The 25,181-nt window shown below is 34.5% G+C and carries 20 protein-coding genes; 9 read left to right on the top strand and 11 right to left on the bottom strand.

The genetic code is table 11. From position 1 onward, the window contains the following. Positions 1-45 precede the first annotated feature (45 nt). From NTZ27_08520 to mfd, 4 genes are read right to left on the bottom strand one after another with little or no spacing between them, the layout of a single operon-like run. On the bottom strand, positions 46-378 hold the full coding sequence (locus NTZ27_08520) for a YbjQ family protein (protein ID MCX6174777.1): 333 nt from the start codon (positions 376-378) through the stop codon (positions 46-48). 10 nt (positions 379-388) lie between these two features. After that, positions 389-1,252, bottom strand: coding sequence for a DUF72 domain-containing protein (locus NTZ27_08525; GenBank protein MCX6174778.1), 864 nt, complete (start codon positions 1,250-1,252; stop codon positions 389-391). Positions 1,253-1,266: 14 nt separating this feature from the next. Continuing rightward, positions 1,267-1,686: a heme-binding domain-containing protein gene (locus NTZ27_08530; GenBank protein ID MCX6174779.1), complete on the bottom strand. Its 420-nt coding sequence runs from the start codon at positions 1,684-1,686 to the stop codon at positions 1,267-1,269. A 60-nt stretch (positions 1,687-1,746) separates the two neighbouring features. Then, positions 1,747-5,103 (bottom strand): transcription-repair coupling factor, encoded by a 3,357-nt coding sequence (gene mfd, locus NTZ27_08535; GenBank protein ID MCX6174780.1) that lies wholly within the window; start codon positions 5,101-5,103, stop codon positions 1,747-1,749. 185 nt (positions 5,104-5,288) lie between these two features. Between mfd and NTZ27_08540 the strand changes: the two genes are divergently transcribed. Beyond that, positions 5,289-7,772 carry an ATP-binding protein gene (locus NTZ27_08540; protein ID MCX6174781.1) on the top strand — a complete coding sequence of 828 codons (2,484 nt, stop codon included), beginning with the start codon at positions 5,289-5,291 and terminating at the stop codon, positions 7,770-7,772. A gap of 71 nt (positions 7,773-7,843) precedes the next feature. Here NTZ27_08540 and NTZ27_08545 read toward each other — a convergent pair whose 3' ends face one another. Continuing rightward, complete coding sequence (locus NTZ27_08545; GenBank protein ID MCX6174782.1) at positions 7,844-10,900, bottom strand: T9SS type A sorting domain-containing protein; 3,057 nt, start codon at positions 10,898-10,900, stop codon at positions 7,844-7,846. Between the two features lie 10 nt (positions 10,901-10,910). Next, entirely contained in the window at positions 10,911-12,143 is a 1,233-nt protein-coding gene (locus NTZ27_08550; protein MCX6174783.1) for a T9SS type A sorting domain-containing protein, read from the bottom strand. Between the two features lie 454 nt (positions 12,144-12,597). Here NTZ27_08550 and amrS point away from each other — a divergent pair, with 454 nt between their 5' ends. From amrS to NTZ27_08575, 5 genes are all read left to right on the top strand, one after another. Beyond that, positions 12,598-13,632: an AmmeMemoRadiSam system radical SAM enzyme gene (gene amrS, locus NTZ27_08555; GenBank protein ID MCX6174784.1), complete on the top strand. Its 1,035-nt coding sequence runs from the start codon at positions 12,598-12,600 to the stop codon at positions 13,630-13,632. A gap of 115 nt (positions 13,633-13,747) precedes the next feature. Continuing rightward, the gene (locus NTZ27_08560; GenBank protein MCX6174785.1) at positions 13,748-14,242 is read left to right on the top strand and encodes a hypothetical protein; all 495 of its coding nucleotides are present in this window, start codon (positions 13,748-13,750) and stop codon (positions 14,240-14,242) included. A 140-nt stretch (positions 14,243-14,382) separates the two neighbouring features. Then, positions 14,383-14,844 carry a hypothetical protein gene (locus NTZ27_08565; GenBank protein MCX6174786.1) on the top strand — a complete coding sequence of 154 codons (462 nt, stop codon included), beginning with the start codon at positions 14,383-14,385 and terminating at the stop codon, positions 14,842-14,844. Between the two features lie 88 nt (positions 14,845-14,932). Further along, positions 14,933-16,036, top strand: coding sequence for an ATP-binding protein (locus tag NTZ27_08570; GenBank protein ID MCX6174787.1), 1,104 nt, complete (start codon positions 14,933-14,935; stop codon positions 16,034-16,036). Then, positions 16,024-16,461, top strand: coding sequence for a response regulator (locus tag NTZ27_08575; protein MCX6174788.1), 438 nt, complete (start codon positions 16,024-16,026; stop codon positions 16,459-16,461). The genes NTZ27_08570 and NTZ27_08575 overlap by 13 nt, the downstream gene beginning before the upstream one ends. A gap of 53 nt (positions 16,462-16,514) precedes the next feature. Here the strand turns inward: NTZ27_08575 and ahcY are convergent, their stop codons facing one another. From ahcY to NTZ27_08590, 3 genes are read right to left on the bottom strand one after another with little or no spacing between them, the layout of a single operon-like run. Beyond that, positions 16,515-17,834: an adenosylhomocysteinase gene (ahcY, locus tag NTZ27_08580; protein MCX6174789.1), complete on the bottom strand. Its 1,320-nt coding sequence runs from the start codon at positions 17,832-17,834 to the stop codon at positions 16,515-16,517. 17 nt (positions 17,835-17,851) lie between these two features. Continuing rightward, positions 17,852-18,994 carry a methionine adenosyltransferase gene (metK, locus tag NTZ27_08585; protein MCX6174790.1) on the bottom strand — a complete coding sequence of 381 codons (1,143 nt, stop codon included), beginning with the start codon at positions 18,992-18,994 and terminating at the stop codon, positions 17,852-17,854. 15 nt (positions 18,995-19,009) lie between these two features. Further along, positions 19,010-19,987 (bottom strand): sugar phosphate nucleotidyltransferase, encoded by a 978-nt coding sequence (locus tag NTZ27_08590; protein ID MCX6174791.1) that lies wholly within the window; start codon positions 19,985-19,987, stop codon positions 19,010-19,012. A 177-nt stretch (positions 19,988-20,164) separates the two neighbouring features. Between NTZ27_08590 and NTZ27_08595 the strand changes: the two genes are divergently transcribed. From NTZ27_08595 to rseP, 3 genes are all read left to right on the top strand, one after another. Next, the gene (locus tag NTZ27_08595) at positions 20,165-21,106 is read left to right on the top strand and encodes a nitronate monooxygenase (protein MCX6174792.1); all 942 of its coding nucleotides are present in this window, start codon (positions 20,165-20,167) and stop codon (positions 21,104-21,106) included. Positions 21,107-21,405: 299 nt separating this feature from the next. Beyond that, on the top strand, positions 21,406-22,551 hold the full coding sequence (locus tag NTZ27_08600) for a 1-deoxy-D-xylulose-5-phosphate reductoisomerase (GenBank protein MCX6174793.1): 1,146 nt from the start codon (positions 21,406-21,408) through the stop codon (positions 22,549-22,551). Positions 22,552-22,560: 9 nt separating this feature from the next. Continuing rightward, complete coding sequence (gene rseP, locus NTZ27_08605; protein MCX6174794.1) at positions 22,561-23,916, top strand: RIP metalloprotease RseP; 1,356 nt, start codon at positions 22,561-22,563, stop codon at positions 23,914-23,916. Between the two features lie 11 nt (positions 23,917-23,927). Here the strand turns inward: rseP and NTZ27_08610 are convergent, their stop codons facing one another. Both NTZ27_08610 and NTZ27_08615 read right to left on the bottom strand, forming a co-directional pair. Beyond that, the gene (locus NTZ27_08610; GenBank protein ID MCX6174795.1) at positions 23,928-24,497 is read right to left on the bottom strand and encodes a hypothetical protein; all 570 of its coding nucleotides are present in this window, start codon (positions 24,495-24,497) and stop codon (positions 23,928-23,930) included. Positions 24,498-24,548: 51 nt separating this feature from the next. Next, positions 24,549-25,112 carry a redoxin domain-containing protein gene (locus NTZ27_08615; GenBank protein MCX6174796.1) on the bottom strand — a complete coding sequence of 188 codons (564 nt, stop codon included), beginning with the start codon at positions 25,110-25,112 and terminating at the stop codon, positions 24,549-24,551. Between the last annotated feature and the right edge of the window lie 69 nt (positions 25,113-25,181).

Here is a 25,181-nt window from a genome sequence, read left to right on the forward strand (position 1 = left end):
AAAATTGTTTTTTGATGTAAGTAAACTTAATACTTGTCAATTAAACTAATTTATCTTTTCAACAACTACTGCGGTACCGTAACATAAAACTTCTGTAACGCCGCTCATAACTTCTGTTGCATCATATCGAACACCGAGTAATGCATTAGCACCAATAGCTTGTCCGTGCTGAACCATTAATTCAAATGCATCCGAGCGAGTTTTCTCGCAAAGTTCTGTAAAGAGTGTAATGTTTCCGCCAAAGATTGTTTGTAATCCGGCTCCGATGGTTCCGATAACCGAACGAGAACGAACTACGATTCCTTTTACTACACCAAGATTTTTTACAACTTTGCAGCCGTCAATTGTAAATGTAGTTGTAATGAGTGAATGATCCATATAGACTCCATTAATTATGTTTTAATAGATTTTTAATTTTGCGAATCGTCAACGGTGCTGAACCTTCATAATAGTTGTTCACATTTAAGTAAACATCAACATCTCTCTCAAGTAATTGTATAACCATTAAACAAATTTTTTCAAGTTCATCATCTTTAGGATCCACAATTTTATTCCACTCACCGCCTGTTCTTGTTTCAATTCCCTGCTTATCCGGTCCGTGTAATCTTATTACTGTAAAATCTTTTATGTAATCCTTGTAGCGGTTATAAATTTCATAAATCGGCGGCATATCATATCCTTGCATAAATACCTGTCCCAATTTATTATCTCTAAGAAACTGAAAATAAGTCTCGTTAAGATAATTCGAATTACGAGTTTCTATTGCAAATAAAAATCTATCCGGAAGGTTACTAACAAATTCTCTAAAGAGTCCTTGGAATTCAAATTGAGATTTCATTTTTTCTTTATTAAGATATTCAAACTGAAACATGAGCGGGCCAAGATTTTTATGCAGCGGTTTTATCGAATGTATAAATTCTTTAAGTAAATCTATTGAGAGAAAATGAGGATTGATAACAGGTTGTTGGTCTATATCTGATTTGTTCAGATGTGTAAGCGTTATAGTGTTTGGAAGTTTAATTGAAAACTTAAATTGCGGCGTTACGGATTCTTTATAGTTTTTTACTACATAACTATGAGGCATAATAATATTATTTATTCCGTAAAGCGAAGAAAACCATTGTGGAATTTCAACAGAATTAAAATATGCTGAATACTCTTTTAAATAATTTATATCAGAATTATCCGAATATAATAACCCTTTCCATGATTCATACTTCCAGCCGCAAGTTCCGATTCTTAATTCAGCCATTGTATAATATTAATTTACTCAGTAACCCATTTCTTAATAATGTTTTTTTGAATTATATCTAATTTTGCATTTGTATGCATGATGGTATAGATATCCTTCGGCATTTCATCTTGATTTATTTCATCCAATATTTTCTTTTTAAGTTTAGTTCGTTTGTCGGAATAAAATTTTTCCCACTCAGAAAAATTTAACTTTTTTCTTCCGTCCATTACATCATCTACGATCAACCAGGAGATTGGTGCAATTTTACTGTACCACGGCCATGCCGTTTCATTTGAATGGCAATCATAACATGAGCTTTTAAAAATATTCTTTACTTCAGTAGGCGCATTTATATCTGCATTTACAGGAGGATTTGTCCGTTCTACCTCAACGAACTGTATTCCAATGAAAGCGAGAATCAATAAGACAAAAAATACTCGACCTATTTTCATAAAAACTCCTTTTTTAGCATGATCTTACTTTTATCTTTTAAAAAGATAAAACAAGAATTATTAACTGATCTTTGAAATTACTTCAATAATTTCTTTGCAAAATTTGATTAGAAAATTCATTGCTGCTTCAGCGGAACCGAATTTATTATTCATTTCAAATTTCATTATTTCATTTGCCTGTACAAATTTAATATCTTTTGAGTAATTCTCGTTGATGAAAGTCAAAAGCGGAATAAATTTTTTCTGATAGAAATTCTCTTTGTCGCCTTTCGGCAAAACAATGGTAATCTTATTAAATTGAATTAATACTCTTTCAAACAGTGCGAACGAAGAATAGAATCTTAGAACTGCCGCAAGGATTAATCTTTCAACATTGGGCGGCATTTTTCCAAACCGGTCAATCATTTCTTCTTTAATTTCTTCAAGCTCTTCAATTTTTATCATTGAAAAAAGTGCGGTATAAAAACTTAATCTATCTGCTTGATCCGGCATATATGAGTGAGGAATACCGATCTCGAAAAATGTATCTATCGTTGGCGAAGAACGCTCTTGCTGCTTCGGAAGGTCTTTGAATACTTCTTTGAACTCGTCTTGTTTTAATTCGTCCACAGCTTCATCAAGAAGTTTTATATACATATCAAAGCCGATCGTATCAATGAATCCGCTCTGTTCGGTACCAAGTAAATTTCCCGCACCGCGGATTTCAAGATCGCGCATAGATAGATTAAATCCTTCACCAAGATCTGTATATTCTTCTATTGCCTGCAATCTCTTAACTGCTTTTTTTGTAATTGTGTCTAATGACGGAACAAGAAAATATGCGTAAGCCTGTCTATCGCTTCTGCCGACTCTTCCTCTTAGCTGATGGAGTTCTGCTAAGCCGAAACGATCGGAGCGGTTAATTATAATTGTATTAACATTTGGAATATCAAGTCCGCTCTCAATTATTTTTGTGGAGATCAGCATGTGATATTGTTTATTTAAAAATTTATGAATCACGTCTTCAAGTTGTGACGGTTTCATTTGTCCGTGTGCAACACCGATTTTTATTTCCGGTACATATTTTTGAACATACGCTGCAATTTTTTCGATTGACTGAACACGGTCATGTACAAAATATATTTGTCCGTTCCTTTTCACCTCTGTTAAAATCCATTCCCGCACTTTATGGATATCGAACGTATCAACTTTTGTATAGATTGATTGCCGGTTCGGCGGCGGAGTTGCAATGATAGAAAGATCTCGAGCACCAAGCAATGAAAGATTCAGCGTTCTAGGAATTGGCGTTGCAGTTAAGGTTAAAGTATCAACATTCGCTTTTAATGAACGTAATTTTTCTTTAGCCATAACCCCGAAGCGGTGCTCTTCATCAATGATAAGCAAACCGAGTTCCTTAAAAGAAATATCTTTTGAAAGCAAGCGGTGAGTTCCAATTACTAAATCAACTTCACCTTTTTCCAGTTTTTTTGTAATCGCCATTTGTTCGGATTTGTTTTTAAATCTAGAAAGCGCTTCAACTTTAACCGGAAATTGAGTCAGCCGATCTTTAAAAGTATTGTAATGCTGTTCAGCAAGAATTGTTGTTGGTACAAGTAGAGCAACTTGTTTACCATCATTTATTGCTTTGAACGCAGCGCGCACAGCAATTTCAGTTTTACCAAATCCTACATCGCCGCACACAAGGCGGTCCATCGGATTCTCGCTTTCCATATCACGTTTAACTTCTTCAGTAACTTTTGTTTGATCGGGTGTATCCTCATAAAAAAATGATGCCTCTAATTCTTTTTGCCAGATGGAATCTGCACTGAAAGAAAATCCTTGTGCGGATTTCCTTCTTGCATAAAGAGTAATGAGTTCCCGTGCGGCTTCTTTGATCTTTGCTTTAGCTTTTTTCTTTGTTGATTTCCACTCACCGCCGCCAAGGACAGAAAGTCTAGGTGCAATATTATCTTTAGAAGAAAATTTTTTAACAAGCGACAGATAATTCAGATTAACATAAACTACTCCGCTTTCAGCGTACAATATTTTTATTGATTCTTGCTCGGTTGTTCCGATCTTAATTGTTTCTAATCCAACGAATTGCCCGATTCCAAAATTCTCATGAACAACAAAATCTCCTTTTTTAATCGAAGCAAAATCTTTAATGCGTGATTTTTTGTACTTAAGTTTTGTCGAAAGTTTAGTTCGATAAGGTTTGTTAAAAATTTCGTAATCGGTGAGAAGAATTAGATGATCCTGCTTTACTATAAACCCGCTCTTAATTCCGAATACAACTATTTTGATCTTTCCAGCTTCGAATAATTCTGCCAATTCTTTTTTATAATCTGTCAGCAATTCAAAGAGACGCTGTTTCTGTAATTCATTTTCTACTGCAATAATTATTTGAAAATTTTTGTTTGCATAATCTTTTAAAAATGTAAACAGCAATTCAAAGTTGGAATTTATTGCCGGGGCTTGGTTAAGTTGAAGATTAATTCTCTCGTCATGCTGACCAATCGCATCTTCAATTATCCATCGTGCGTTTGTCTCAAATAGTTTTTCTACCGAATCAAAATTATCATTTCTTCTTTCCGTCTTTTCTTCTTTCCTTTCTGCTGCTTCGCTCGTTTCATAAAGTTCTTCTTTCAAATCATCATCAATTTCTTCTTCATACTTTTGCGGAGTTGTATTTGTTTTTTTGTTGAACAGATTTAGCAATTCAAATTCGTCGACAAAAACAAGCGGATCGTTCAAATAATCAAAAATATCTGCGCTTAATTCCTCTGCGTTGATTGATGCGGCAATTGTTGCCGAAGATAATTTATCAAGCGAGCGCTGGTTATCAGGATCAAAGTGACGGATTGATTCTATAAAATCTCCGTCAAATTCCAACCGCACCGGCTGTTTCTCGCTGTAAGACCAGAAATCAATTATTGAACCGCGTACTGCAAAATCACCCGCACCGTCAACATACTTATCGCGGTTGTAATCAATCGAGTTAAAGTATTCGATCAAATCATTGTACGTTAAGTTGCCGCCGATTTCTACTTTAGTTGTGTTCTTATCTATCGTATTCTTTGAAGGCAATTTCAGTTTAAGAATTTCATAAGTTGAAATAAGAATAAATTTGTTTCTCTTGTTAAGATCGGTCAATCTTTCTTGAAGAATTTCGGCATTTAATTCATCAGCTGATACTATTAAATCCTCCAATTCCAGAATATTCAGCTCAACTTTAGTTTCATTTACAGATTGAACCGTCGGACAGAGAAGAAGAATTTGTTTTTCTTTCTCGACAATAGATTTTATGAAAAGAGATTTTGATGAACCGGCAAATGGTGAGACAAAAATCTTTTCATGCTGAGTTAAAATAAAAATCTTTTCTTTTAACTCGCGCAAAGATTGAAGTGAGTCTAGAAGAACATCGGAGGTTGATTTCATTTTCCCTTTCTTTAAAATACAGAACACCCTTCCTCGCAGAAGCGAAGAGGAATTTTTCAAAATTACCTTGGTAAAAGTAAGTTAATTACTTCAAATTTTATAGCTGTAATAATGATATTTCAATAACATCATTTTTATATTATTTTTGATACGGATTTCCATTCACTAATCGCAGGAAATTTACAATGGCACTTCTAAAGGCACATCTACCAAAAGAATTAAAACCCGAAGATTTAAAATGGACTTGTGATACCAAAGTTTTTGATTTTGAAGACACCGAAAAAGTAAAACCGATTGAAGGAATTGTAGGACAAGAACGAGCACTGAAAGCATTACGGTTGGGAGTTGATTTAAAAAGTCCAGGTTACAATATTTTTATTACAGGACTATCAGGCACGGGAAAGTTTACAGCAATAAAACAAATGCTGGAATCAATCGCACACAATTACTCTCATCTAAACGATTATGCATATGTAAACAATTTTCAAGATGAAGACCGACCGACACTGCTTCAATTTCCTTCCGGACAGGCAACTAAATTTAGGAAAGATCTTTTATGGGTAATAAAATTTTTACAGGAAAAGATCCCGCAATTACTTTCTACCGATCCGTTCACATCTCAGAAGAAACAAATGCTTAATGAGTTTGGACAAACGCAGCAAAAGATGATGAACGACTTTGAAGAAAAATTACGAAAAGATAATTTTACACTTGGACAGGTTAAAGTAGGCGAATTGGTCCGTCCCGAAATTTTAGCAGTGGTTGAAGATAAGCCGGTTTTTGTTCAGCAGTTAGATGAGCTGGTTCGTTCGGAAAAATTATCAAAAGAAAAAGCTCAAGAAATAATTACAAAGTATGCTTCTTATCAAGATGAACTTCAGGTTCTATTCAAACAAAGTTTAAAACTAACGCAGGAGTTCCAAGAAAAAATTTCACAGCTCGAAACGGATTTTGTAAATGGATTCATCATGGTTACAATTGATGATCTCAAAAAGAAATATAAAACGCATTCGGTAAAAGAATATTTAGATCAGATGCATGAAAGTATTCTGCAAAACCTTGATGTGTTTAAGGGACAAAAACCGGTACGCGAAGAAACCGGCGGCGGAATTGTAATTGATTACTTAAAAGAATATGAAGTAAATATCATACTTGACAATTCTTCCATAAAAAAATGTCCGGTAATAGTTGAGACATCACCAACATATAACAACCTTTTTGGCACAATAGAAAAATACAGCGACGGCAAAGGCGGCTGGTACGCAGACTTCACAAAAATAAAAGCCGGGTCGCTGCTGCGTGCTAACGGCGGCTACTTAATTATTAATGCAATGGATGCTTTTGGTGAACCCGGTGTTTGGAAAACCTTAAAACGTGTTTTACTATTCGGGCAGTTGGAGATTCAAGATCTTGCAAATATCTATCAGTTTTCTCCCAGCATAATAAAACCAGAACCGATCAATATTGACACAAAAGTAATTTTGATCGGTAACGCAAACATCTATTCAATACTTTCTTCTTATGAAGACGACTTTAATAAAATTTTTAAGATCAAAGCTGATTTTGATTATGAAATGAAACGCACTGATACTGCAATGACCGAATATGCAATGATCATTAAAAAATTAATTGAGAGTGAAAAACTTTTGGAGTTCGATAAATCGGCAATAGCAAAAATTATTGAATACGGTGCCCGTTATGCAGGGGAAAAAAATAAATTAACAACTCGTTTCGCTTATATAGCCGATCTCGTGCGGGAATCAAATTTTTGGGCGCATAGTATCGGGCATAAAATGGTTACTAAAAAAAATGTTGATGCGGCATTCAATGCATCAAAAGAACGGCATGGACTCTATGAATCAAAACTTTCTGAAATGATAAATGACGGAACAATTTTAATTGATACAGATGGCGCGCGAGTAGGGACGATCAACGGTCTCGCTGTTTATGAAAGCGGTCAGCATTCATTTGGGAAACCTACGCGTATTACAGCTTCGGTTTCTTTAGGCAATGGGATTATAATTAATGTTGAACGCGAAGCAGGTTTAAGCGGGAATACACACAACAAAGGTGTGCTCATCATCTCGGGATACTTTAGAGAAAATTTTGGAAATCGAATTCCGCTTTCATTTCAAGCAAGCTTGGTTTTTGAACAAGGATACGGAATGATTGACGGCGATAGTGCATCCATTACGGAAATCTGTGCTTTGCTTTCTGCACTTTCAAACATTCCAATAAAACAATCTTTTGCAATTACCGGATCTGTAAATCAAAAAGGCGAGATACAACCAATCGGCGGAGTGAACGAAAAGATAGAAGGATTTTTTGATGTCTGCAAAATGAAAGGCTTAACAGGAAAGCATGGAGTAATTATTCCATTACAAAATGTAAAAGATTTGATGCTGAAAGATGAAGTTCTAAATGCCGTGAAGAAAAATCAATTTCATGTTTATGCAGTTTCTAAAGTTGAAGAAGCTATTGAGATTCTTACAGGTTTACGTGCCGGTAAAAAGTTAACCAATGGAAGATATCAATCAGATACTATCTTCGGAGAAGTAGAAAAAGAACTTACTGCAATGAGAAAGAGAATACGCCCGCCGTCATCAAAGAAGAATAATTCAAAACCGAACGGTAATCACGAGGGAAAATCATTAAAGAGAAAAAAATAATTGAGAATTGAAAACAAAGAAAAAGGCGACCAATTTTTGATCGCCTTTTTAGTCTCACTTCTCGTGTTGCATTACTTGATCAACAACATTTTCTTCGAAATGGAATTGCTTCCTGTTGTTAGATTATAGAAATAAACTCCGCTTGGTAATTTACTTGCATCAAATGTTATTTCATACTTTCCAATATCATAAACTCCGTCAGCTAAGTTTGCTACTTCTCTTCCTAATGCATCAAACACTTTTAATTTAATCTGACTCTTCTGGGGAATAGAAAAACTAATTTTTGTTGTTGGGTTGAATGGATTAGGATAATTTTCCAATATTTCACCATCATTCTTTTCAATAACAGCCGATGGTTTTTCTGATAATTCCGTTATTCCTTTTGATAGAGTTGTATTAAAATCCCATTTTCCAACAACATTTAATAGCCATTTTGCAGATAATATTTCATAATCATTCGCTCTATTTGCCTTCACCTTTGAAAGTATTGAGGCAGCTAAATCATATTCCTTCTTATTGTAATAAATATAAAACAGATTCATCAAACCATTATTCCCATTTTCTGTATTAACAAATTTTATAACAAGTTTATTGTTTGCTTCAATAGCTTTTAAGTTATCGCCGTTGTTTGTATAAAGTAAAGAAAGGAGTTCGAAAGCAAGCGGTTCCATTTGATATTTATCATTCTTAAGTTGTGTATAAGCATCAATTATACTCATCAATTCAGGGGATTTCGTTCCCGAATAAATAAATGCAACTCCCACAAGAGCTTTCTTTACAACATTAGAATTAGCACTTGAACTAAGAAGCGATTTATAAATTTTTATTGATTCATCATACTTTTTATTTTGTCTCAATTCATTTGCTTTCTCCAATAATTCTTCGTCAGGTGAGATGCTGGTGTTTTGAGTACTAACAGCAAGTAATCCTTGAGCAGGTGGAGAAGATAGCGCTGGATCCCAATAAATACTAGACCCATTATAAGCTTTGAATTTTGTTTGATCTGGGGGATACAGACCCCACCAGTTATATCGTGCATTTACAGTAGAATTATAGTCTGCATAAACATTAGAATTAGTATTAAAATAAATCACATTATCTCTTGCCAAAGTAGCGGAACCAGCATCTACAGTACAGTAGTAAAAGGCATAGATCCCATCGTAAAATTGTTGTATTTCGTTTTTACCTTCGGTGCTGCCATAAGGTACACCAAAAAATGGGCGTGAAATATAGTAGGCATACACACCTGTGCTGCCACTATTATTTTTTCCAATAATAGTGTTTTTTCTAATATATGGACTTGATTGACTTACATATATACCGTTCGTGCTGGTACCAAACATTCTAATTGTATTATTATAGATGTATGGAGTGCTATTTGATAAAACCGAAATACCATTAGAAATATTTCTGGGTTGAATGGTACAATTCTGAATGGTAGGAGAACAATTATTAATTACTATAGCTGCACCACCATAGGTATCGACATAATTGATTGTGCAACCGTCCATAATACCAGTAGCACCACTTTGAAATGTAATACCACCCCAACTTGATACAGAAGTAAAAGTTGTATTGGTTGCATTTAGTGTACCATAAACAATTAATTTTTTACCTGGTGTAAAATAAATTGATGCACCGGGTAATATAGTTAAAGTAACACCGCTGTTTACTATTACATCGGTGTCAAAGCTCCATGCATAAGAGCTAAACGACATATCTTGAATGATTGTATAATTACTGTTAAAGCTAAAATCCACTAAAGCACTTCCACTGTTGCTTCTTATGTTAGTTACATTTAGAGCTGAAACACCGGTTTGTGCATAATTATTTGTATTACTTGAATACCAATTTGAATTTGGATTAGATGTTGGTGTAAAAGTTTTTCCGGCATCGGGAGTAAAAAATATTGAACCGCTCCCAACATCTCTGTTATAATATGGACCACCTACAACTCTTCCGCTGCTAACAACTCTTATTTCTAAACTGTCTCTACCGGTATAAGGATTTTGTACTCCTGTGTTTGTTGCATTAGGTGGTGATATTGTCCAATCGTATTTTCCGTGTGCTGCTTCTAAATCAATATCCATTCTTCGCCAGTCAGCATAACTACCACCGCCTGTTTCATGCCAGATTAAAACTCCGCCCTTTTGCGGGTCTTGATATGGCCAATTACTATAAAAGTAACCGTTTCGATTATGGTGCGTAATATAAAACCTTTGACTTGACAGCATACCGCCTTGAGAAGAGTTTGAATTGTAAACATAACATTGTTTTGAAGTTTGAAAATCCTGTAATGTTACATTATTCTGAGAGGAAGTAATTGTTGTTGGAGTAAACCAATTGTTATTTACTCTAAAGACCGGATTATATAATGATGGTATATTACCAAAACCAAGAGTACTCATAACCTCGAAAGAGCCGAGCGACCAATGGTCATAAGTTTGAGAAGCACTGTGTTCCATATCAGGTAATCCGAAATAATAATGCCCTGATTCATGGCAGAAAATATTAAAGAAATTTTTCTGGTCATTTCCTCTAGTTTGTCTTTCAATTCTAACAGTTACACGGCTGCCGTTCTTATAGTCGTTTGACAAATAATCAATTTGACAAACAACACCGCCGTTTCCAGAACCTTCTATAGAGACAAAGTGTGCGTTAACTATGTTATTTGCATCAGCATAGTTTGCAAAATTATAGTCTACATCTGCTAAAGCAAGTACTGCTCTAATGTTACTTTCAGAATGTACATGCTGGCACGTGCCGTCAAATGGTGGAGTATATGGTGCGGGCATTATATATGCTCTTACTCCACCATCTTTTAATACAGTGCCCGTGTAAGAAAAATTACCAAAGGTTGCTTCGCTAAAATATTGAGGTAACCTATCAGTTACCTGATCAAACCAAACTGGCAATGTAGGGTTAGCTCCATAATCTTTTGCAACAATAATTACTTCGCTTAAAGGGGTAACCGCAGTAATTGACGAGATACTTTTGTTTTTTCCCTGTTGTAGAACAAAAGAGGATTTGTAACCCGGCGGGACATAACAATTAATAGTATTTGATTGTGGAGTTGTTTTTTCACACATTAAGATTAAAAACAATAAAACAATAATTTGGCGTTTCATAAATCACCCCCTACTTAATTAGTGTTAATTTGTTAGTTAGAACTGCTCGGGAAGTGCGAAGCTGGTATATGTACACTCCGCTGGATAGATTATATTTATTTGAATTTAATTCTACTTCATATTCTCCCGGATGTCTTTCTTCATTAACTAATTCTGTTATTCTTCTTCCTCTTATATCGTATAATGTAAGAGAGATAAATGTTGTTTCAGGAATGCTGTATTTTATTTTTGTTGATGGATTGAAAGGGTTCGGGTAGTTCTGGTAAAGTTTATATCCCGTTGGTATTTTGTTTTCATTTTCTACTGAAACAGGCTTACCGTTTTCATCTATTAGTAAATAACTTACATAAATGTTATAAGCGTTACTGCTATCTTCCCTTGCTTCTCTTCTACTTGAATGGAAGTATAAAGTTTTACCATTCCGGGATATCCATGGAAATTCATCTACTCCGCCAGTCCAATTGAATGGATTATTAGGGTCTGGTTGAAATGCTTCTGAATTTATATTTAGAAAATATGGGTCACTCCAATAATTCTTATTCTCATCCCAGTATACTATACACAATTCTGAGTAACGTTTTTTATAATTACCATTGCTCCATGAAAAATTTATATCACTATAATATATTTTCTTTTTATTCGCAGGCATGCTTATACCTTGAACGCTACAGCAACCCAACTTGTGATAATAAAAACTATCTGCGATTGCCCAATCGTTCTTGGTCTTGTTGAAAACATATAGTATCGGAGAAGGTGTTGCTACTTTATCGTCAAGGATAAAAAGGGTGTCTTTGCTTACTTCATAGAGGTACCAATCCATTGTTGGCGAGTTAAGTTTTGGTCCCAGGTTCTTGTAAGAACCCCAGTCATTAGTAAGTGGATCCCAATCATTGTACCATAGATCCCAGCCGCCGTAACCACCCCATGCTGCATAATATATTCTTCTACCATCTTTGCTTATTGATGGATTTCTCATTGCGCCACCAGCGTTGACATTATTGTTCAATCTTTTTGGTGTTTGCCACTTCCCTTCTTTTAATGTAGTTACATAAATTTCACCGCTTCTGTAGAAATACATTGTGTCAAGATTTTTTGTCAGGCTCGGATTATCTGCATCTATTCCTTTTATGTATATATCTTCAACTCTTTTTGGTTCGCTCCAAACTTCCGGTGCAAGCGGGTAATCTTGGGCTGAAAGTTTGATAGAAAATATTACCATTATTGTTACAATTATTTTATTCATAGCGATTATCAGTTTTATTTTAAAATTATTTCGTTAAACTTATTTTTATTCCAATCTTTGGAAGTATGGAATGTCTAAATTAAGTTGATTAATTATTTTTCTAATATGTTAACTTCCCCCATACTTAGTTAATATGACTTGTTATTCAAGAAGTGATATTTGTGAGAGTAAAACATTTCACCACCCATTTATTACCCGCAAATAATATAATATATTTTTCAACAAATACTATCAGTACAATTACCATTTATTTTCATAGAAGTATTTGAAATTAGCACTAAAACAAATAGAGACATGTTTTTACACTTATCCATTTATTTTAATCCTCTTTTGACTTTTTAATTCTATCAACAACATCTTTTTTATATTTATGTTATTTTGGGGTGTAGGCAAAAAATTTAAATCACAAAATCCAAAATTCAAAACAGTTTTGAATTTTGGATTTCGAAATCAAGTGATAAATCTGCAAACAGAAAAATATCATCTTGCAAAATGGTGGGAAAAAACTGAAATCGGTAAGTTGCTCTGCACGCTTTGCCCACGCTATTGTACAATTGGTGAAGGACAAGCAGGATTTTGTTACATCCGCCAAAACATCGAAGGAAAACTTTATTCAACCGGATATGGAAAACCAACCGGCTTTGCAATTGATCCGATAGAAAAAAAACCACTCAATCATTTTCTCCCAGGAACTGAAATTTTAAGTTTTGGTACAGCAGGATGTAATCTTGGATGCAAATTCTGTCAGAACTGGTCAATCAGCAAAGCTAAATTAGACAGCGTTCATTCCCTTTCTTATTCACCGGAGAATGTTGTTGCTCTTGCTAAGAAACATAATGTTCCATCTATAGCTTTTACATATAATGATCCTGTTATCTTTGGTGAATATGTTATAGATATTTCTAAGATTGCCAAGGAAGAAAATATTAAATCAGTAATGGTTACTGCCGGTTACATTGATAAAAATGCACGTAAAGATGTTTTCAAATATATTGATGCTGCCAATGTTGATCTAAAAGCTTTTTCAGAAACTTTCTATCACAAATTAACTTTCTCACATCTTAATTATGTTCTTGATACTCTTATATGGTTAAAAAAAGAAACTGCTATTTGGTTTGAAATAACTACACTTCTAATACCCGGTGAGAATGATTCCGAAGAAGAAACAAAAAAAATGTGCGGGTGGATTTTGGAAAATCTTGGAGATGATGTGCCGCTACATTTTACTGCGTTTCACCCCGATTTTAAGTTGATAAATAAAGGGCCAACTCCGGCACCAACATTAATAAGAGCACGACAGATTGCGCTTCAATCTGGAATTAAGTTTTGTTATGTGGGTAATATTCACGATTCGATTGGACAAAATACTTATTGCCCTCATTGCAGTCATAAACTTATTGTTAGAGACTGGCATTCTGTTAAGAGTTATAAGATAACAGGTAATAAATGTCCTTCGTGCGGCATTTTAATTGCGGGTGTTTTTTCTTAAAAAAGTAGTTGTATAAATTAATTTATTATGAATATATTGATGCGGGGGATATATCTCTCAAGAGAAAAATCCTTCGGAAAAAAATATTTTTTTCAATTTATATATTGGAGCTATTATGAAAAAGTTGAAAGTACTTATTACTTTTTTCACTATCATATTGATGATCGGTTCATCAGTTGTTAGTGCCCAAGGTAAACTTGGTGTTGTTGGTAAATTAATGAGCAAGCAAGAAGCAAAAGTTTTGTTTGGTAAGGTCATTGGTTCAATTGATATTCCTGCCCAAGATTTAAGAGATGCTCTTAAAAATGATAAGGAATATGTTTTATTTACAATTAAAAACAACCGCGTTGTTATTCGCGATGAAAAGAAAAATTCATTGTCGGAAGAGAACGAATATCTTGATGATAATGATGTATTATACATTTTCAGCAAGAGCCAGGTTGAACAATTACTGAATTTTGCGAAACCAAGGAAATCAAAAGGATTAACTGCAATGGCTACTACTGATCCTGTAGTTACTTTTGAAGTAAGAGCATCAGTTTTAACTTTAACAGCCGGCGAAACTACTCTTGAGTTTGCTTTACCATGTCCTCCAATATGTTCGAATTAATTCTATAATAATATAATTTGTTTAATTAAAACAAAAATTTGATAAAGTACTTAGTCTATTTCAGTATTATTGTTTGGTTGTTCCCCCCAATCAGACAATTTCGCTCAAGCAAGTTTTTCTTTTTTTTGATACTTGCTTTAATGGATCCTATTGCACTTTTATATGGTGAAATTTTTCATAATGATATTTCTTTTAATTATTATTTAGTGGGAAATTATTTATTGCTCGTCAGTATTCTCTGGAATAAAAATAAATCTGAAATAAACTATTCCTTAATTGTAGGTGGCATATTTTATTTAATATTATTATTCACAATTAATTTCACAGCAAGAGATCATCTTTTCATCGCAATTATTCTTCAATTTATTCTTCTTATTGTATTTCTAAAAACTTTTATCGTAGAATACGCAATTAATTCTAAATTCAATGTTTTCTATTTAGCATTAGTTTTTTACATCCTTACAATTATTTCTAAATTTTTAATTGTTCTTATAGGTTTTGCTGATGCCACTGCTTTTTTTAGTATTACAACAATCGCGCAAATACTCTTTGGACTCTTCTTTTCAGTCCGCGGAGAAAATAAGCTCGGAAAAACTGTTTAGTGTAGAGAATCCTTTATTATTTTCTTTATTCTTGCTGGTCCTAATCTTGGCGATAACTTTTATCTATTATCGCTTTGTAATAATACCGATGAGGAAGAAGCATCTTAAAGCAGAAGAGAACATGCGTCTTGAGAAAGCAGAATCTATTGCCCTTTTTGCAGAGCTTTCTCCAGACCCTATTTTCAGGCTTGATGAATCCGGAAAAATTATTCTAGCAAATAATTCCGCACACAAAATCTTTCCACATCAAGTGTTGCTTGGTGAAACAGTACAAAACATTTTCCCTTTTTTACAAGATAAAGAGATCAAAGAGATCATAGATCAAGAAAAAACTATCAATCAATCTGCATTAATAGGAAATAATTATTTTCAATTCATTCTCGAAGGTATTAGTAAACTTAATATCTGCCAGGTTTACGGCCGCGACATAACCGAATTGAAAAACACAGAAAGCAATTTAAAAGTAGCGTTAGTTAATGCGGAAGAATCTAAACGTTTAAAGGAATTCTTTTTAGCGCAAATTTCACATGAGATCCGTTCACCGTTGAATGTTATAGTTGGTTGTACTGATCTTTTGCTTGAAGAATCTAACGATGCGATCGAAAGTGAGTTCGGTTCTATTCTGCGTTCAATGAAAAATAACAGCAAGCGATTATATAGAACATTTGACCTGCTGTTAAATATGTCGCAGCTACAAACGGGTAAATACGATGTTCGCTTGGAAAAAGTTGATCTCTATGCACTTTTAAAAACTCTCCAAAGCGAGTACACATCTTTAGCCGAAGAGAGAGGATTAATTATTAATCTGACTAATCCAATTAAAGAAGATGCTAATGTTGTTGCAGATCATTATTCGATTACTCAAATATTTGCAAATCTCTTAGATAATGCGATCAAATACACAAATAAAGGTGAGATCAACTTAAATATTTACAGAAATAACACAAATATTTGCGTTGATTTAACCGATACAGGCAAAGGAATATCTAAAGAATATATTAATAAACTGTTCGCTCCTTTTTCACAGGAAGAAATGGGATATACAAGAAGATACGAGGGAACAGGATTAGGGTTAGCGCTTGTAAAAAATTTTATAGATATAAATAAAGCACAGATTAAAGTAAAAAGTGAATTAAATGTAGGAACAACATTCACAGTAATTTTAAATGGAGATAAGAAATGGGGAATTTAGTAGAACAAAAACCCAAACTTCTTATAACAGAAGACGATTATGAAAATCAAAAATTTCTTGAATTGTTTCTCAAGAAATATTTCACAATCGACATATGCGATTCATCCGAATCTTTCTATGCTTTAATGAATAACGGGAAATATGATATCATCCTTATGGATATTTCTATTAAAGGAAAGAAAGACGGTCTTGAATTAACAAGAGAGTTAAAGAATAATCCGAATTATTCTAACATCCCTGTTGTCTGTTATACTGCACATGCATTTAATAAAGACAGATTAAATGCTCTTGATGCCGGATGTGATGTTTATTTAAGTAAACCATCTGATATTCATACTCTTCTTAACTCATTATTTGATCTTCTACGAGAGAAGGGAATAACTTTAGTAGGATCTAATCACGTACAGGGTTTTGCCACATCATAAAAAAATCCCCGCGTAAGGCGGGGCTTTTTTGTAAAAGAATTATTTTACAAAAATTAATATCTGTAATAATCCGGTTTGTAAGGACCGTCTGCTTTAACACCAATATATTTTGCCTGTTTCTCATTTAGCAAATCCAATTCCACACCAATTTTTTCTAAATGCAATCTTGCTACTTGTTCATCTAGATGTTTTGGAAGCGTGTAAACTTTATTTTCATATTTATCAGAATGATTCCAAAGCTCAAGCTGTGCAAGCACTTGATTTGTAAATGAATTGGACATAACAAAAGACGGATGCCCTGTTCCACAGCCAAGATTAACTAATCTTCCTTCAGCCAACACAATAATATCTTTACCATCCACAGTATATTTATCAACTTGAGGTTTGATAGTGTCTTTTGTGTTTCCATAATTGTCGTTTAACCAAGCCATATCAATTTCATTATCAAAATGTCCAATGTTACAAACAATCGCTTTGTCTTTCATAAGACGGAAGTGTTCTTCTGTTATGATATCTATATTTCCGGTTGCTGTTACTATAAGATCCGCACGAGGAACTGCATTTTTCATCTTCTTAACTTCATAACCATCCATTGCAGCTTGCAGTGCACAAATAGGATCAATTTCAGAAACGATTACTCTAACTCCGGCACTTCTTAAAGATTGAGCAGAACCTTTTCCTACATCGCCATAACCGGCAACAACAGCTACTTTACCAGCCATCATTAAGTCTGTTGCTCTTCGAATTGCATCCACTAAAGATTCTCGGCAGCCATATTTGTTATCAAATTTAGATTTTGTAACTGAATCATTTACATTGAATGCTGGAATTGGAAGCGTACCTTGTTTAACTCTATCGTATAAACGATGAACACCCGTTGTAGTTTCCTCAGAGATTCCTTTTATACCTTTCACTAACTCCGGGAATTTATCTAAAACCATATTGGTTAAATCACCGCCGTCATCAAGAATCATGTTCAACGGTTTTTTGTCTTCACCGAAAAATAAAGTTTGTTCAATGCACCAATCGAATTCTTCGAGCGTCATTCCCTTCCACGCATAAACAGAAATTCCGGCAGCAGCTATTGCGGCGGCGGCATGATCTTGTGTAGAAAAAATATTGCATGAAGACCATTTTACTTCAGCCCCTAATTCAATCAATGTTTCAATAAGAACTGCGGTTTGAATTGTCATGTGAAGGCATCCTGCAATTCGAGCTCCCTTAAATGGTTTTACTTTGCCATACTGTCTTCTCAACGACATTAATCCGGGCATTTCAGCTTCTGCTAATTTAATTTCTTTCCTTCCCCATTCGGCAAGAGATATATCTTTTACTTTATAATTCATAACTTTCGTTTCAACTGCTTGACTCATTTTACTTCCCTTTTTAATTATAAATATTCTCTAAACGTTGGAACAAGATCCAATTGTTCCCATGTAAAGTCTTTTTCGTTTCTGCCGAAGTGACCGTACGAAGAAGTTTTCTGATAGATCGGTCTGCGCAATTTCAACCTTTCTATAATTCCTCGAGGTGTCAGATCCACTTCCTTTTTTATCATATCTGCAATTTTAAGATCAGATATTTTTCCCGTGCCTTTAGTATCAACATAAATTGATACCGGTTCTGCAACACCAATAGCATAAGCAACCTGAACCAAACATTCTTTAGCGAGTTTTGCGGCTACAATATTTTTAGCAATATGCCGTGCAGCGTATGTTGCACTGCGGTCAACTTTGGATGGATCTTTACCAGAGAATGCGCCACCACCATGCGGTGCCCATCCGCCGTAAGTATCAACAATAATTTTTCTTCCGGTCAATCCGCTGTCTCCATGCGGTCCGCCAATTTCAAATCTTCCTGTTGGATTAACAAAATATTTTGTTTTGCTATCAATATATTTTGCCGGAATAACTTTTTTAATGATGTGTTTAATAACATCATCTTTAATTTTTTTCTGAGAAACATCACCATCATGCTGAGTAGAAATTACAACCGCATCTACACGCAGAGGTTTATTTTTATCATCATACTCAATTGTTACTTGAGATTTTGCGTCAGGTCTCAAGTAAGGCATTAGTCGCGGATTTTTTTTGCGCACCTCCGCAAGTCGTTTAACTAATTTATGTGCATAAACGATCGGCATCGGCATTAACTCGGGAGTTTGATCGCATGCATAACCGAACATGATTCCTTGATCCCCCGCTCCGCCTGTATCAACACCCATAGCAATATCGGGTGATTGTGAGTGAATTGCATTCAGCACACCGCAAGATTCTGAATCAAATTTATATTCTGCTTTTGTATAACCAATGTTACGAATTGTTTTTCTTACGACAGATTCAACATCAATGTAAGCGCTTGTTGTAACTTCACCGCCGACTATAACAAGTCCCGTAGTAACAAAAGTTTCGCAGGCAACACGTGCTTTGGGATCTTTTGAAAAGATCGCATCGAGTATTCCGTCTGATATTGCATCGCAGACTTTATCCGGATGACCTTCCGAGACGGATTCCGAAGTGAATAAGTATGACATCTGTTCCTCTATTATTTAATTAAATTCTATTTCGGATGAATCGCCGGTGTTTAACTTTCTAAAGTTGCTTCGAACAATTGCATTACTGCCAATGATCGAATTTTCAAGCATTGCTTTTTCAATCTTTGCACCGGAACTAATAATTGAATTGCGAATAATTGAATCAGTGATTTCACAATTATCTGATATTGTTGTAAATGGACCAATAACAGAATTTTTTATTACTGCACTATCAGAGATGAAAACCGGATCATTAATAACAACATTTTCCACTCGTCTATTGGTTCCACGTTTTGTCAATAGAAATTGATTTGTAGATAAAAGAGTTTCCGGCTTACCGCAATCGTACCATCCTTCTACTTGGAATGTTGTTAAACTTTCTCCTTTATCAATCATGATTTGAAGTGCATCAGTTAATTGATATTCTCCACAAGTTTTTATTTGCTTATTAAAAAGTTCGTTCAACGAATCTTTCAATAAATTAGCGTTCGTGATATAATATAAACCAACCAAGGCAAGTTTTGAGATAATCTCTTTTGGTTTTTCAATTAGTTTAATAATTTTTTCGTTTTCACAAACAGCAACTCCAAACCTTGAAGGATCGTCAACAATCTTAACGCCAAGTGAACTGTTCTTTTTCAAAAAAACTTTTTTTAGATCAACATCAAAGATTGTATCGCCAAGTATTATGAATATTTCATCATCGTCAAAAGTTGGTATTGCCACTTGAATTGCATGTCCTAATCCAAGCGCTTCTTCCTGCTCAATAAAATCTGCTTTTAGAGATGGAAATTCTTTATGAACATATTCAACAATTTTTTCACCGAGATATCCTGTAACAAAAGTAGCTTTGATAATTTTCTCGGCAAGTAATTTTTCAATTATATGCCCGAGAATCGGTTTGCCGCCAACATTGAGCAAAACTTTAGGAAGAGAATATGTATGCGGTTTAAGGCGTGTGCCAATTCCTGCTGCCGGTATTACTGCCCTCAAAAATTTCCTTCGTTGTTTAAAATCACGTGGCAATTTAATTAATAGGTTGGCGTATATCAAACCCAACGAAGAAGCAATTATAAGTTATGAATTATATATCTCGAATTTTGGATTTTGAGCTTTGAATTTAAGATTTTGAATGTAAGAAAATAAACAGAACATTAAATGTGATAGATAATGGAAATTAATAACCGCATTACAAAACTCTTTGGAATTAAACGTCCGATCATACAAGCTGGGATGGTTTGGGTAAGCGGATGGAAACTTGCATCTGCAGTTTCTAATAACGGCGGATTAGGTTTAATCGGCTCCGGATCAATGAAACCTGATCTTTTACGTGAACATATCCAAAAATGCCGTGCTGCAACAGATAAACCATTCGGTGTAAATGTCCCTCTTCTTCGCGGAGACGCTGCTGAATTGATAAAAGTAATAATCGAAGAAAATGTAGAAATTGTTTTTTCATCTGCCGGACATCCTGGAAAATTTATTGATGAGTTGAAAAGAAATAATATTACTGTTGTTCATGTTGTGCCGTCATTAAAATATGCACTCAAAGCAGAAAGCGTTGGTTGCGATGCGGTTGTAGGTGAAGGTGTTGAAGCCGGAGGACATAACGGCGCAGATGAGATCACAACTTTTTGTTTGATACCTCAGCTTGTTGATGCTTTAAAAATTCCGGTCATTGCTGCAGGAGGGATAACAGACGGGAGAGGAATTCTTGCCGCGCTTTCTCTTGGTGCAGAAGGTGTGCAGATCGGAACTCGTTTTGCTGTAACAGAAGAATCCTCTGCGCATCCCAACTATAAGAAGAAAATAGTTGAAGCGAAAAATAATGATACTATACTTGTTCTAAAAAAAATCGGAATGGCAAGAATGATCAAGAACGTTTTTACTTCAATCGTTCATAAAGAAGAATTGAATGGTGCTGATGAGGATAAATTAAAATCTTTGTTAGGAGAAAAACGGGAACGGCTCGGAATCTTTGAAGGAGACGAACAAAACGGAATGATGGAAGCAGGGCAAGGCGCAGGATTAATAAAAGAAATTCTTACTGTTAAAGATTTGACAGAAAGATTAATCAAAGAGTTTGATGAAGCTAAAAGAAGATTGAATTAAAATTCCTTCCATTAGGGAAGAGTAAATAGCATGGCTTTTTTTAATACCAAAAATAAACATGCAAAATAAATTCTTATGGTTATATTGTTAATTATAATAGGATTAATGATCACACCTACTTCAAAAAAAAGGTTAGAACTACAATCGGTATTGATTTTGGAAAAAACGAACAGTTAAGCGATGATGTTTATAATAATCTGAATAAGCTTTTTAAGTAGAATGTGGTAATTAATTTTATTGTATTAATTAAATTTCTTTTAGCGATCACACATATTTTTTTTTGTTTAATTATAATTGACATGAAAAAAATTTTAGTCCTTGGATCAACAGGCTCGATAGGTATTAACACTTTAGAAATCGCACGAACATTTCCAGATAACTTGGAGATTGTCGGGCTCTCCGTTAACAATAATATAGAATTACTCGAGAGACAAATTTCAGAATTTCATCCCGGTGCTGTTGCTGTTAGAGATAAGAAAAATGCATTAGAATTAAAAAACAGAATCGGAAACAGATGCGAGATTCTTATTGGTGATGAAGGATTATTGGAATTAACACGCCGTAATAATTATGATATTCTGCTTTCAGCACTTGTAGGATTTGCCGGATTGGCCCCAACCATTGAGGCAATCAAGTTAAAAAAAAGAATTGCTCTGGCGAATAAAGAAACTCTGGTAACTGCCGGTGAAATTATAATTGATCTTTGCAGAAAATACGGAGCCGAATTAATTCCCGTTGATTCCGAACATAGTGCAATTTTTCAATGCTTGAACGGTGAGGACAAAAAAAATATTAAGAAAATAATTCTAACCGCCTCCGGTGGACCATTCTTAAATAAAAATAAAACCGAACTTGAAACCGTAACAATTGAAGAAGCTCTAAATCATCCAAATTGGAAAATGGGAAATAAGATCTCGATTGATTCCGCAACTATGATGAATAAAGGTCTCGAAGTTATAGAAGCATTTTGGCTTTTTAATCTTCCTAAAGAAAAAATTGAGGTATTAGTTCATCCTCAATCAGTAATTCACTCTATGGTTGAATTCTGTGACGGATCTATAAAAGCACAATTAAGTTTACCTGATATGAAATTGCCAATTTTATATGCAATAACTTTCCCAGAAAGGTATTATTTTGAAACCGTTAATACCGATTTCAAGAAAATTAATCTGTTAACATTTTTTGAACCAGATTTTAATAAATTTGAATGTCTTAAAATTGCATATAAGGTAATTGAAGAGGGCGGAACTGCACCGTGCATCCTTAATGCAGCTAATGAAGTTGCAGTAGAAAAATTTCTTTCGGGTAAAATTAAGTTTACCCGGATTCCGGAAATAATTAATGATGCATTAAATACTATCGCTATAAAACACAATGCGGATCTTCAAACAATAATTGAATGCGATTCAATGACGAGAGAATACCTAAATAAAAAATTGAACTAAGGGAGTTGAATGGATTATATAATTTATTTCATGATTACAATCGGAATTCTGGTTTTTGTACATGAGTTCGGACATTTTGCCGCGGCAAAAATTTCCAAGATGCGCGTTGATATTTTTGCCATCGGTTTCGGTAAGAGATTATTCGGTTGGAATAAATTAACCGGATTCACATTCGGTGATTTACCAAAAGATTTTGACGGACAGGGAAATACTGATTACAGATTATGCCTTCTTCCTCTGGGCGGCTACGTTAAAATTGCCGGAATGGTGGATGAAAGTTTCGATACCAAATTTGCAGAATCCGAACCAAAGCCGTACGAATTTAGAGCAAAGAAAACTTTACCCAAACTTTTTGTTATCACCGCCGGCGTGATGATGAATCTTACTCTTACACTTATGATATTCTGGGGAATTAATTTCTTCCAGGGAAAACTAGTTTTTAAAACTACTACAATTAATAAGGTTCTACCCGGCAGTGATGCAGAGAAAGCCGGATTCCAATCCTACGATAAAATCTTATCGGTTAATGGCGAACAAGCTAACAATTGGCAGAAAACTGTTGAACAATTATTTGTTCAAAATTCTACAAGCGATGTTGTTATAAAAGTCCAACGTGATGGGAAAGAAAAGATCATAACTGTTGAACGTCATTTAGTTTCTCAAAATTCTAAAAAAGGATTTTTCATACAGCCCAGTCCTTCAAAACCCTTGGTTGTAGAAGTTATGAAGAATTCTCCGGCTGAAGAATCCGGACTAAAAGCTGGCGATATTTTTATTTCAATTAATGGAATTAATATTAGTGAATTACAGCAGGTTAACGATATTATTTCTTCTTTTAAAGAAAAGAATCTTAAGATTATTGTTTTAAGAGGTAGAGACACAGTTACAACCACTGTTAAACCTGGTCCTGATGGAAAAATTGGTATTTCACATTCAATCACGTATACCGGTCCAAGTGAGTTTATTACTTACAATTTCTTTTCTTCCATTACTCATGCGCTCGATGATGCCGCCAAATACACAGTACTTACTTTTGGAATGTTGAAAAATGTTATTACAGGTAAGATTGCTTTTAAGGAAGCTTTTGGCGGACCAATTAAGATTGCTCAAATCGCTGTTGCCTCCGCGGATAAAGGGGGAATGGATTTCTTATTCTTTCTTGCAATGCTCAGTTTAAGTTTGGCAATTATAAATATTCTTCCTTTCCCCGTTTTAGACGGTGGACATTTTGTAATTATTTTGCTTGAAGGTTTGTTTAAGAAAGAATTGCCGATCAAAATTAAAATGGCAATTCAAAACGCGGGATTTGTACTTTTACTTTTGTTGATGGCGTTTATAATTTATAATGACATAATTAGTTTGTAACAAAAAGTCCTCTAATAGAGTGGGTTTTTTATAGAGGATAAAATGGAATTCTGAATTTTATAGAGTTCTTGTAGGTTTTGCGTCTTTACCGGAATAGCGGAAAGTTCGTAAAATTTATTGCCCGACTTAAATACCACCACGCGGATGTTTCTCTTTGCGCCATCTGAATACTCGTAAGCAAAAAATTTCTGTTTGTTGATCTCGAAGGTTTCTTGATTTACAAAACCTCCAAATGTTTTTTCATACTTTGCTTTTTTAAAAGCTTTACTGAATTCAACAACGGATTTTATTTCATCGCTTTGAATTTCCTTCATAGTAAGAGAATCAACATTTAGTGTAATAAAATTTAGTGTGGCGGAGTAATCATCTTTTACAAGCCAGAGGTCAATCAACTTGTTTTCATTGTCTTCTGCAGTGAACCAGCCTTGCGGAATTTTAACAGATAATTGTGATGATTTTGCTTTTGCAAATTCATTTGTAAGTGTAAAGTTGGAATCATACAACGAGGATAATCCGCTTGAACATGATTGAACTATACCAAGCAGAATAAATGCAAAAAATATTTTAATGTAGCGTTTCAAATTGTTATTAAAATGCGAACTCTCATAAAAGAATCCGCATTTAATTCTAAATTATATTTTTCCAACAAGATCTTCACCCGGTACAAGAGTTTTATCACCCGGTTCCCAGCTCGCGGGACAAACTTGTTCGGGATGTTGGCGAACATATGCGGCAGCTTTAACACGCCGTAAAATTTCTTTTGAACTTCTGCCAATGCTGTTATCGTGAATATCAATCGTCTTCAAAATTCCATCCGGATCAATAATAAATGTTCCGCGTAGAGAAAGACCGTCTTCATCAATGTAAGTTCCAAAAGCTTTGCACATAGTTCCGGTCGGATCTGCAGCCATCGGATATTTAATTTTACCGATTGCTTTTGATGTATCATGCCAGGCGAAGTGAGCATATTTTGTATCCGTACTAACACTAATAATTTCGGCGCCGGCTTTTTTGAATTCTTCGTAATAATGTGCGGCTTCTTCCAACTCTGTTGGACATACAAAAGTAAAATCTGCCGGATAAAATAAAAGCACTGTCCATTTGCCGCGCGTATCGGATAGCTTCATTTGTTTGAACTCATTGTTATGGTAAACATCAAATTTAAAGTCCGGAATTTCTTGACCAATTTTTAACATCTAGTTTATCTCCTATAAATAATTTTTATAAACAATATTACACAATGGTAAAATACGAAAAGATTTTGA

Source organism: Ignavibacteriales bacterium (genome assembly GCA_026390775.1).
Taxonomy (GTDB): domain Bacteria; phylum Bacteroidota; class Ignavibacteria; order Ignavibacteriales; family Melioribacteraceae; genus Fen-1258.